Annotated in this window: 9 protein-coding genes; all 9 read left to right on the top strand. The window is 53.8% G+C overall.

The features are described 5' to 3' along the window. Positions 1 to 3: 3 nt before the first annotated feature. The 9 genes from KP806_RS10235 to KP806_RS10195 all read left to right on the top strand — a co-directional run bounded on the left by KP806_RS10235 (position 4) and on the right by KP806_RS10195 (position 11,840). Entirely contained in the window at positions 4 to 981 is a 978-nt protein-coding gene (locus KP806_RS10235; protein WP_224723485.1) for an ABC transporter permease, read from the top strand. A 27-nt stretch (positions 982 to 1,008) separates the two neighbouring features. After that, complete coding sequence (locus KP806_RS10230) at positions 1,009 to 1,872, top strand: carbohydrate ABC transporter permease (protein ID WP_224723484.1); 864 nt, start codon at positions 1,009 to 1,011, stop codon at positions 1,870 to 1,872. A gap of 95 nt (positions 1,873 to 1,967) precedes the next feature. After that, on the top strand, positions 1,968 to 3,554 hold the full coding sequence (locus KP806_RS10225) for an extracellular solute-binding protein (protein ID WP_224723483.1): 1,587 nt from the start codon (positions 1,968 to 1,970) through the stop codon (positions 3,552 to 3,554). 1 nt (position 3,555) lies between these two features. Beyond that, the gene (locus tag KP806_RS27785; protein WP_224723482.1) at positions 3,556 to 4,995 is read left to right on the top strand and encodes a glycosyl hydrolase family 28 protein; all 1,440 of its coding nucleotides are present in this window, start codon (positions 3,556 to 3,558) and stop codon (positions 4,993 to 4,995) included. Between the two features lie 150 nt (positions 4,996 to 5,145). Continuing rightward, the gene (locus KP806_RS10215) at positions 5,146 to 6,753 is read left to right on the top strand and encodes a spore germination protein (protein WP_224723481.1); all 1,608 of its coding nucleotides are present in this window, start codon (positions 5,146 to 5,148) and stop codon (positions 6,751 to 6,753) included. After that, entirely contained in the window at positions 6,743 to 8,344 is a 1,602-nt protein-coding gene (locus KP806_RS10210) for a GerAB/ArcD/ProY family transporter (protein WP_224723480.1), read from the top strand. Before KP806_RS10215 ends, KP806_RS10210 begins: the two co-directional genes overlap by 11 nt. 33 nt (positions 8,345 to 8,377) lie before the next feature. Beyond that, on the top strand, positions 8,378 to 9,508 hold the full coding sequence (locus KP806_RS10205; protein ID WP_224723479.1) for a Ger(x)C family spore germination protein: 1,131 nt from the start codon (positions 8,378 to 8,380) through the stop codon (positions 9,506 to 9,508). Positions 9,509 to 9,759: 251 nt separating this feature from the next. After that, on the top strand, positions 9,760 to 11,697 hold the full coding sequence (locus KP806_RS10200; RefSeq protein WP_224723478.1) for an asparagine synthase-related protein: 1,938 nt from the start codon (positions 9,760 to 9,762) through the stop codon (positions 11,695 to 11,697). A 14-nt stretch (positions 11,698 to 11,711) separates the two neighbouring features. After that, positions 11,712 to 11,840, top strand: a complete 129-nt coding sequence (locus KP806_RS10195) for a paeninodin family lasso peptide (RefSeq protein ID WP_224723477.1) — start codon at positions 11,712 to 11,714, stop codon at positions 11,838 to 11,840. Positions 11,841 to 11,844: the final 4 nt, after the last annotated feature.

Genomic DNA, 11,844 nt, shown 5'->3' with positions numbered 1-11,844 from the left:
ACTATGAACCCGGCAAGCGCCGCTGGCATTTCCAAGCAGAGACAGGATCTGGGCAGCAGCAAAGCTTCAAGATGGGCATTGACCCGGCGGCAGTATAAGAAAAACAAATATCTGTTTTTACTGCTGGCTCCGGTGATCATCTGGTACGCGATATTCGCGTACGGCCCGATGTACGGCATTCAATTGGCGTTCAAGGATTATTTTATCCGCGACGGCATATGGGGGAGCCCATGGGTGGGCTTCAAGCATTTCGAGTATTTGTTTACGGGTTCGCCGGATTTCTGGAAGATTATGAAAAATACGATCGTAATCAGCTTTTATCATATTATTTTCGGATTTCCGGCGCCGATCCTATTGGCTCTGCTTTTTAACGAGCTGAGGTTTTCCTTATTCAAAAGAGTAGCGCAGACGATTTCGTATTTGCCGCATTTTCTTTCGTGGATCGTCATCGGAGGAATTTTGATCACTATGCTGTCGCCCAATTCGGGAGTGGTCAACTATATCCTCGGATATATGGGCATCGAACCGATCTACTTCCTCGGGAGCGAGTCTTACTTCCGGTTTACGCTCGTCGTGTCGGGCATATGGAAGGAAGTCGGCTGGGGGACGATCATCTATTTGGCCGCCTTGACAAGCATCGACTCCCAAATGTACGAAGCGGCCGTTCTGGACGGAGCGAACCGTTGGAAGCAGACGCTGTACATTACGATTCCGTCGATTCTGCCCGTCATTGCGATTCTGCTTATTCTGCGGGTCGGCGGCGTGCTGGATGCCGGCTTCGACCAAATTTTGACGCTGTATTCGCCCGCTGTTTACGGGGTAGCGGATACGCTCGATACGTATGTGTACCGGATCGGCCTGCAAAACTTCCAGTTCAGCTTGACGACGGCCGTCGGCTTGTTTAAAAACGTGGTCGGACTCATGCTGGTGTTATTCGCGAACTTCGTTACGAAGAAGATGGGACAGGAAGGCCTGTACTGACATCAGGCAAGAAAGGTGTGGCTGAAATTGAAATTATCCGCTGGCGAGAAAATATTCCAGGGGTTTCTGATTTTATTCGTTATTGTTCTTTGCATCACGATGATCTATCCGTTTCTGCATGTGCTCTCCATCTCGCTGAGCACACCGGCGGAGGCGCTGCGTCCGGGCATCCATCTGTATCCGAAGGAAATTTCCCTCTTTGCCTGGAAGCGGGTGCTTACGACCGATACGGTGTGGCAGACGATGGGAAATACCGTATTCCGGACGGTCGTCGGAACCTTGCTGACGCTTGTTTTCCTGTCGCTCGGAGCCTATCCGCTGTCGCGCAAATATTTGCCTCACCGCGGCTTTTATACGATGTTTATCGTTGTGACGATGTTTTTCGGCGGCGGGCTTATTCCGACCTATCTCCTGATCAAAGGGCTCGGCCTCATTAATTCCCTGTGGGTGTACGTGATCCCCGGATTGATTAGCACGTTTAATCTGCTGATTCTCCGCAACTTCTTTATGGGCATTCCCGAGGAGCTTGAGGATTCGGCCAAAATCGACGGCGCCAACGATTTGCGTATTCTGTTCACGATCGTTATCCCGCTGTCAAAGCCGGTGCTTGCGACTCTCGCGCTGTGGAGCGCTGTAGGCCACTGGAACGCCTGGTTCGATGCGATGCTTTATATGCAGGACCAGTCGAAAATCGTGCTCCAGCTCTTCTTGAGACGGCTCGTCATTACGGCCGAAGGGGATCCGATGCTGCCGGTTCCGACGAACGAGCAGGCCCCCGAAATGGTCAAAGCGGCGATTATTATGTTTACCGCGCTGCCGATTCTTATGGTGTATCCGTTCCTTCAGCGGTTTTTCGTGAAAGGCATTATGGTCGGCTCGCTTAAGGGCTAGGCGCGGCAATCCGGTTTAAACGGAACGCATGAAGCTGTATGTGCGGACTGTCTAAATATATAATGAGGTAATAGAAAAGGGAGGAAGCAGAAGAAATGAAAGACGCTAAAAAGAAATGGTTGGGGATGACGGCGGCCGCCCTTTCGGTATCGCTTGTCTTGAGCGGCTGCAGCGGCAATAACGGTGGGAACAATGAGGGATCGAACGATCCGAAGCCGTCGAACGGCGCGGAAACGCCAGCCGCGGAGGCTCCGATCGAGATTACGTGGGCGAATAACTTCAATACGCCCGAGAAGGACGGCAACTACGTCCAAACGGAGCTGGAGAAAAAATTTAACGTCAAAATCAAAAATGTGAAATTGGAGCGGGGCACGTGGAAGGAGCAATTTTCCGTGCTGCTCGCTTCCGGCGATATCCCGGATATTTTCCCGATCGATGCAACAGAAACGGATATGGTGACGTGGGCCGATCAGGGCATTATCGCGAGTGTGGACCAGGCGGAAATCGAAGCCCAAATGCCTAAATATGCGGCGGCTTTGAATTCGGTCGATCCCGGCGCATGGGGCGTCGGTCTGTACAACGGAAAAAACTGGGGCATTCCGAAGGTTTGGCCGGGCGGATTGGACGGCTTTATGCCGGGGTATAACGAGGCATGGCTGAAAAATATCGGCTACAGCGAGCCGCCCAAGACGCTCGAGGAGCTTGAGGATGTGCTGACGAAGTTCGTGAACGATGATCCGGACAAGAACGGCCAAAAGGACACATTCGGCTTAACGGGCCGGGGCAAGCTGACGGAGCAGCTGTTCACCTCCATTTTTAGCGCGCACGGCGTTTCTCCTTACCAATACAAGATCGGAGCGGACGGCAAGCTCGTATACGGCGGCATCACCGAAGAAACCCGCGCCGCACTGAAGCTGCTTAACAAATGGTACAAATCGGGCCTGATCGATCCGGAATTCATCACGACGGACAACAATGAAATTAATATTAAATTCGCCAACCAGAAGATCGGGATGGTCGACAATATGAAATGGGGCAACTTCCACAAGGATTCGGGCTTCGTGGCGAAGCCGGGTCTCGAGAAGGGACAAGTCATTCGGCCGGGCTCCCCGCTCCTCGCACCGGACGGCAAGACATACGGCTTCGCGTACGGCGCTCGTCAAGCTCCGGTCCTGTTAGGAAAGCAGCTGGAAGAGGATGAGAAGAAGCGCCATAAAATTATGGAGATTCTCGAGTACGTATCCACGGATTCGGAAGGGTTCCTGCTGACCGGCTTCGGCCAGCCTGGCGTGAGCTATGACATGCAAGGCGATCTGGCCGTGCCTAGACCGGACGAGAACGCTGCCGCGCCGAAGTTGGGAGCGGGCAATTTTTACAACCCGTTATCCTCGATCGATGTGTCCATGCAGAAGCATACGACGCAGCCGGATGTGCTGGAGCTGAAGGAAAAGCTGTCCCCGCTCGTCGTTCCGATGTTTGACGCGCTGGGGCCTGCCGTCCTGACGAGCAAGCCGAAATATTGGGGCAATCTGAAGACGCTTCAGGATACGTATCTGATCAAGGCCATTACGGGCGAGGCGAATACGGACGGCGATTTCTACAGCTTCAAGGAAAACTGGCTGCGCTCGGGCGGCCAGGAAGTAACGGATGAAGTGAACAAGGTTTATTCGGAGCGCAAGTAAAGTGAATCAGCTAATCGTATATGACCAGCCCGAAGGGGCAATCGGTAATGACGACTTTGCGGTAAGCGTACGCAAGCCGGGCGGCGAATGGCAGCCGGTATTCGTATTCGAAGCGAAGGTGGACATGCATAACGTCAGGTCCGCATCGATGGCCTATTTTGATATGAAGGGCACGGTAGAGGTTCGGGTCGTTTCGACTAAGCAGTCCGTTCATCAGGCGGTTATTCGCCCACTATCCGCGAATATTGCGTTTCAAACGGAGTCCGATGCCGTCACGTTCGTCTTGGACCGACCGTGCAAGCTGTCCGTTGAAATAAACGGAGAGCGGTTCAGCAATCTGCATCTGTTCGCCAATCCTATCGAAACGTCGCCGCCTATGCCGAACGGCTCCGGCGTACTGCTGGTCGAGCAAGGAAAACATGATTTTCCGGAAATTTCAGCGCGACTGGCAAGTATTCCTGCTCCGGCGGACGGAAAAAACAAGGCGATTTACTTCGCACCGGGCATTCATCAATTTGCGGATCCCAGGCTGCTTATTCCGTCCGGGACGACCGTTTATTTAGCCGGAGGCTCGATTTTGTACGCCTCGATCATATGCAGGGAAGCGGAACATATCGTCATTCGCGGCAGAGGCCTTTTGTACATGGGCGATATGGAGAAAACAACCTATTTGCGGGGCGTTCAGATCCAATTTTCCAAACGGATCGAAGTGGAAGGCATCATTGTGCTTGATCCTCCCCATTACAGCATTTATCTCGGGCAGTCCGAGCACATTCGCATCCGTAACTTCAAAGCGTTCAGCACGCGCGGCTGGTGCGACGGGATTGACATGATGGCCAGCTCGCATGTGGACATACGGGATGTATTTCTGCGCACGTCGGACGACTGCATCGCCATTTACGGCAGCCGCGGCGACTATTACGGCGACTCGCGCCATATTGCCGTCAGCGCTTCCGTCTTGTGGGCGGATGTGGCCCATGCGATGCATGTGGGCATTCATGGCGACCATCAAAATAACGGGGATACGGTCGAGGAAATCTGCTTCAATAATATCGATGTGCTCGAGCATCACGAGCCCCAGGAAAATTACCGGGGCGTCATGGCGATCTGCGCAGGCGACAACAACACGGTCCGAAACGTTACTTTTAAAGATATCCGCGTAGAGGATTTTGAGCTTGGCCAGCTGTTCGATGTCCGCGTCGTCCGGAACGAAAAATATAATCCGGTTCCCGGCAGGCGGATTGAGAACGTCGTGTTCAGCGATATCGATTATAACGGCACGAATGCAAATCCTTCCGGGATTTACGGCTATGACGGGGAAAGGGGGGTGGACGGCGTAAAATTCGTAAATGTGCGCCTGAACGGAGAAGCGGTTACGGATATGGAGAGCGGTAATATACGTTGCAACGAGTTTGCTTATCGGATTCAATTTGATTTTTAATTCAATTTAAGGAAGGCCGCCGGGCGATTCGGCGGCTTTTTTTCCTTTCATTCATAAATTCCCCGTGACAGGAAAAACTACCCTTGAGGTGGTGTCATGTCGTCCGATAAAAAAAACCTTCTTTCCAGTTACAAGGATAAAACAAAAATCATGAAGTCCAAGGTGCTCGACGAGCATTTCATGCAGCAGCTGCAAGACATCGAGATTACGTGCGTGGCTGCGGATCTCAAAGCGAATATGGACAAGCTGGTATCGATATTCGGGCCCAGCCACGATGTGAATTACCGCTCCATCCGGATCGGCGGAGCAAGCGGAGTTAGCGCTTTTATTATCTATATCGACGGTTTGGTCAATTCGGAGACGGTCGACCAGTTCATTCTGGAGGCGTCCATGTTCGCGGTCAAGGATCAGCACGGAAGCTCAGAGGGTTTACTTTCCCATTTGCAGTGCACGGGACTACCGATCCATGAAACGAAGCAGGTAGACACGATCAATGACGTCGTGCATACCGTGCTTTGCGGCGATACCGCTTTGTTCGTCGACGGCGATCCGCATGCGCTCATTTTGAACGTGCGCGGCTGGGACAAACGGAATATTTCCGAGCCGGCTACGGAATCGGTCGTACGCGGCCCGAAGGAAGGGTTCACGGAAACGCTGAGGACGAATACGACGCTGATCCGGCGCAGGCTCAAGGATCCGAAGCTTCGCGTGCAATGCATGCAGGTCGGAAAGCGCAGCCGCACCGACTTAGCGATCATGTACATCGAAGGGCTGACGAATCCGATCATTCTCGAGGAAGTCCTCAGAAGAATCCGGATGATCAGCATCGATGCCGTACTCGAAAGCGGTTATATCGAACAATTTATCCAGGACAGCCAATGGACGCCGTTTCCGCTCATTCAAAATACGGAGCGCCCGGACAAAGCCGTATCCCATCTGCTGGAGGGAAAGGTCATCATCATCTCCGACGGCACGCCGTTTGTGCTCATCGCACCGGCCATATTCACGCAGTTCTACCATAGTCCGGAGGATTATTACGAGCGTTTCATGATCGGTACGCTCATCCGGTTCATCCGCATTCTCAGTATGCTGATGGCGCTGCTGCTTCCGTCACTGTATATCGCGTTCAGCTCCTTCCATCCGGAGATGATTCCGTCCAGGCTTGTGATCGCAATGGCTGCGGGACGCTCGACGGTGCCCTTCCCGTCGATTGTGGAAGCGTTCCTGATGGAGGTAACGATGGAAATTTTGCGGGAAGCAAGCGTCCGGCTGCCGGGTCCGATCGGTCCGACCATCGGCATCGTCGGCGCGCTCGTCGTCGGGCAGGCCGCCGTACAGGCCGGAATCGTCAGTCCGATCATGGTTATCGTCGTGGCGCTGACGACGATCGGCTCGTTCGCATCGCCAAGCTACAGCGCGGCGATTGCGCTGCGGATGCTCCGCTTTCCGGTCATGATTGCGGCTGCGCTGTTCGGCTTGTACGGCATCATGCTTCTGCTGATCATCGTCATTATTCACCTGTGTACCCTCAAATCGTTCGGAGTGCCGTACCTGTCTCCGCTCACGCCTACCCGGGCGTCCGATTTGAAGGATACGCTGCTCCGGGCGCCGCTGCAATGGATGAGGAAACGTCCTATTATGTTTGTGCCGAAAGATACCGACCGGCTGCAGCCGTCTTCGCAAACGAATTCCGAGACCGACGCATCCAACATCGGAAGCGGGAATAACAAGGAGGGAAGCGAGTCCGATGAAAAGTAATGTGATCGAGAGACCAACACCTTCCGACAAGGATTTGGCGGATCAAACCCCGTTCCGCATGACGCATCGCCAGGCTGCTTCCTTAATCGCCAGCACCATTCTCGGGGTCGGCGTGCTGACGCTGCCGCGGTCGACCGCGGTGTTATCGCAGCAGAACGGATGGATATCCTGCATGCTTGGAGCCTTGCTTTCCATGGTCGCCTTAAGCATCATTACGACCTTATCCCGCAGGCATTACGGGGAAAGCATCATTCAATATGCCGTTAAGCTGCTGTCTCCGAAAAATTACCCGGTCATCGGAATGATTGTCGGATTTCCATTATTTTTGGCCTATGTCGTTTATTGGCTTGGATCGACTTCGATGGTCGCCCGCACCTTCGGCGAGGTGGTGACGGCGACCGTCCTTACGAGGACTCCGCTGGAGGTCATTATCGGCACGATGCTGATCACGGCATATATTCTGGTCGTCAACGACATTGAGGTCGTCGTCAGGGTAAACGAGGTTCTCATCCCGCTTATCGTGATTCCAGTTGTGATTATCGGATTGTCTTCCTTGCAGAGTGCCAAGCTCGACAACCTGCTGCCGTTGTTTCAAATCAGTTTTTATGACTTCATGAAAGGGGTCCTCATCACATCCGGCTCCTATTTGGGCTTCGAGGTGATGACGATTTTCGGCGCCTCCTCGGAGTCGACGGGCACGCCCTTCAAGCATCAGGCAGTCGGCATTGCGGTTCCGGGTCTCATCTACTCACTAATCGTATTTTCCGGCATCGCGGTTTTCGGTGTAGACGAGCTGAAGCTGCTTGCCTGGCCGACGCTGGAGCTCGTTAAGACGACGGAGGTGCCGGGGCTTATTCTGGAGAGGCTGGAATCCGCGTTTCTCGGCGTTTGGGTGGCAGCCGTCTTCACTACGCTGGGCAATTTATATTTTGCGCTGGCTCTAACGCTTAAGGAGATACTCCACATGAAGAGCCACCGGCTGATCGCACTGCTGCTGCTCCCGGTGTTCTATTGGACGTCGATGAAGCCGCCTAATGTTCAAAGCTTGTTCGAATGGTCGGATTTAGTGAACTATGTGGGTCTCCTGTGTGCCTTCGCTATTCCTGCGCTGCTGCTGATCTTATCCTTTATGCGGAAATCGATTGCGGCGGAGTCGCAGCGCAAGGCGGCTGAGAACCAGAAAACGCCGAAGCCGAAAGAACCCTCGCAGGGCGAGCAGCCGCAGGGCGAGCAGTCGCAGGGCGAGCAATCGCAGGGCGAGCAATCGCAGGGCGAGCAATCGCAGGGCGAGCAGTCGCAAGGCGAGCAGCCGCAGGGCGAGCAGTCGCAGGGCGAGCAGTCGCAAGGCGAGCAGCCGCAGGGCGAGCAATCGCAGAGCGAGCAATCGCAGGGCGAGCAATCGCAGGGCGAGCAATCGCAGGGCGAGCAGCCGCAGGGCGAGCAGTCGCAAGGCGAGCAGCCGCAGGGCGAGCAGCCGCAGGGCGAGCAATCGCAGGGCGAGCAGCCGCAGGGCGAGCAGCCGCAGGGCGAGCAGTCGCAGGGCGAGCAGTCACAGAGCGAGCAATCGCAGGACGAACGTCCGCGGAGCTGATCTATTTTACCAAAAAGCAGGTGATGGACCATGATGAGGAAAAAAGTGCTATTAATCCTGTTTCTTATACCGGTGCTGACCGGATGCTGGGACCGCCGCGAAATCGAGGAACGCACCTCCGCTGTGGCCATCGGCATCGATCTGGCGGAAAACAATCCCGAGATGCTTGAAATATCGGTTCAAATTCCGATTCCGATCCGGATCGCGGGCTCCAGCGGCAGCGGCAGCTCCGGCAGCGGCAAGGGCTCGGTGACGGTGGAGAGCGCAACGGGGCGCACGGTAAAGGAAGCGACGCAAAATTTGCAAAAGAAACTGAACCAGAAATTGTTTTTCGGGCATACGCGCATCATTACGATCAGTGAAGCCGCCGCGCGCAGGGGCATTAACAAGCTGTTGGATCCTTTCCGGCGCGACCCGGAAATCAGAAGGCTGCTATGGCCGCTTATCATTAAAGGAAGAGCGATCGACAGCCTGAGGGTGAGCCCGCATTTGGAGCAAATCCCGACTGTATTTATCATGACGATGATCGAGAACGGAGCCAAGAAAGGCACGGTAACGCAAATGAATCTCGGCTCCCTGTTCATCAGCCTGACGAGTCCAGCCAAGCAGCCTTATTTGAACTATTTCCAGGTGAAAGGAAATGAATTGAAATGGTCGGGCCTTGCGGTATTCAAGAAGGACCGGATGATCGGGCTTTTAAACGACAAGGATGCTTGGGCGCTGCTTCGCATCTCCGAGAATAAGAACGGCTCGGACATTACGTACGTACATGAAGAAGATCCTTCCCAGCTCGTTACGATTACGACGCAATTCATCGGCCGCGACGAGAAAATTACGTTCAACGGCCAAAGGGTGAGCGTTAAAATCTATATCGAGATGGAGAGCAATCTGATCGAAAAAACGTTCGGAGCCGACTTGTTCCAGACCAAGCAAATCGACGCCATGGAAAAAGAGGCGGAGGCACATTTAGCGAAAATTACAAACCGGGTCGTGCAAAAGCTGCAGAAGGATCTCAACTCGGACATCATAGGTATCGGCGACCGTTTAAGAGCGTATCACCCTTCTATTTGGAAAAAGGTCGATTGGGAGCGGGCGTTTCCGCAGGCCGATATCGAGGTTATTTTCGATGTGAAAATTAGAAATACAGGCATGGAGATGAGCTGATCGCACGCGAAAAAAAAACGGTTCAGAAATTCGAGTTAAACCGATTGACAACATAAAAAGGAGATGGTATTCTATGATTGTTCTTAATAAAGAACTACGGCAGCAGTGAAAAACAGCATGATCCCCCGTAATATAAGTGAGAAAACGGCGCATTAAACCTGTATGTTACGTACTCATTTATATTATTATGCCCTAGTGTTCTCTAAAGTGAACAATGGGCCATTATACATAGGCAGCTAACGGAGGGAACCATGAGTGCGATCGCTGGAATCTACCATCTAGACGCAGAACCGATTAATCCGGAGCAAGCCGGGATCCTGATGGGCGCTTTTGCGAAATATCCCGCAGACGATACGCAAACCTGGCGGCAGGACTCCATTTTTCTAGGCTGCCACGCACAGTGGATTACGCCCGAATCCGTAGGGGAACACAATCCCTGTTACGATCCGGACCGGCGGCTGGCGATTGCCGCCGATGCCGTCATCGACAATCGCGAGGAATTGTTCGAACGGCTGAACATTGAGCGAGGCGCCGGCAAAGAGATGACGGACGGCGAGTTGATCCTTCAGGCTTACGACCGGTGGGGAGAAGAGGCGCCGCGTTACTTGCTCGGGGATTTCGCGTTTCTGATATGGGACGGGAGACGCCGGGTGCTATTCGGGGCAAGGGACTTCTCGGGCAGCCGCACGCTTTATTACTTCAAGAATCAGAACCGTGCCGCCTTCTGCACGCTCATGATGCCTTTGCTCGGCCTGCCTTATGTCGGCAAAGGGCTGAACGAGCAGTGGCTGGCCGAATATTTGGCCAACCCCGGCGTCATTGAGACGGTGGACGATTCGTCAACCGTATTCGAGCAGATCCGGCAGGTGCCTCCGGCGCATTCGATAACCATCTGCGACGGCCGCATCTTGTTGTCGAGGTACGTCACGATTACCGAGGGCGAGAAGCTGAAGCTCCGCAGCGATAAGGAATACGAGGAAGCATTTCTCTATGTGCTGCGCAATGCGGTAACCGCGAGGCTGCGCACGCATCGAAGCGTCGGAGCTTTCCTCAGCGGAGGGCTGGACTCGGGCTCGGTCGTAAGCCTGGCGGCAAAGGAGCTGCAGAAGGGAAGCCGGAAGCTGCGTACCTACAGCTACATTCCGGTTGACGATTACATAGACTGGACATCTGCAAGGCTGCTTCCGGACGAACGTCCGTACATTCAGTCTACCGTCCGGCATGTCGGCAATATAACGGACCATTATTTGGATTGCAAAGGGAAAAGCTCCCTGACGGAGGTTGACGGCTGGCTCGACATGCTGGAGATGCCTTACAAGGTATTCGAGAATTCGTTCTGGATCCAGGGCATCAACGAACAAGCGCAGCGTCACGGGGTCGGCATCCTGCTTAGCGGAGCCAGAGGAAATTCGACGATTTCGTGGGGGTCGGCGTTATCCCATTACGCTACGCTTCTGCGTGAGCTGAAATGGCTTCGCCTCTACAGGGAAATGAAGCTGTACAGCCGCAACGTAGGCATCGGAAAAGTCGATTTTATGAAAACGGTCGCCAAAAAAGCTTATCCTTTTATGGACCGGACGGACCATGAGCTGCACCGCTACAAGTACCCCGAGCTGATTAATCCTGAGCTTGCGGAGCGGACGGGGGTGCACGGGAGGCTGAAGGCGCACGGGATCGATACGGACGGGTTTTCCGTTCCTTCCAATATTTACGAAGCAAGAAAGAAGCACTTCGAGCAAACCTACACCTGGAATTTAAACGGAATATGCGGCACAAAAATGTCGCTGCGGTACGGGGTGCTGAGCCGCGATCCGACCAACGACCTGAACGTAATCCGGTTCTGCTTGTCCGTTCCGGAGGAGCAGTATGTGCGCAACGGCATGGACCGGGCGCTCATCCGGAGATCGACCGCCAGCCTGCTTCCGGATCAGGTCAGATTGAACCAGCGCGTCCGCGGCATTCAAGGCGCCGACGGGATACAGCGAATGGCTTCGGCCTGGCCGTCCTTTACGGAAGAATTGCAGCGGCTGAGCGAGGATCCTTATGTGTCGGAGTACATCAACGTACCGGTAGTCAGGGACGCTCTTTCCAAAATCCGGGACAGCCGGCCGGAAAGCATCTACGACGCAAACTACAATATTCTGATGCGCAGCCTCATCGTTTACCGGTTTCTGAAAAAATACGCTTGAAGGGAGGTGAGAACATGAAAAAACAATGGGAAAAGCCTGAGCTTGAAGTGCTTGACGTAAATATGACAATGCAAGGATTTCCGGACCAAACGAAAGACTTCTTCGACACGAATGCAACGGAGCATCTTATGGGACCTTCATAGGATT

It is taken from the genome of Paenibacillus vietnamensis, from assembly GCF_020169515.1.
Classification (GTDB): domain Bacteria; phylum Bacillota; class Bacilli; order Paenibacillales; family Paenibacillaceae; genus Pristimantibacillus; species Pristimantibacillus vietnamensis.
This window is presented reverse-complemented; position numbering and strand designations above follow the sequence as displayed.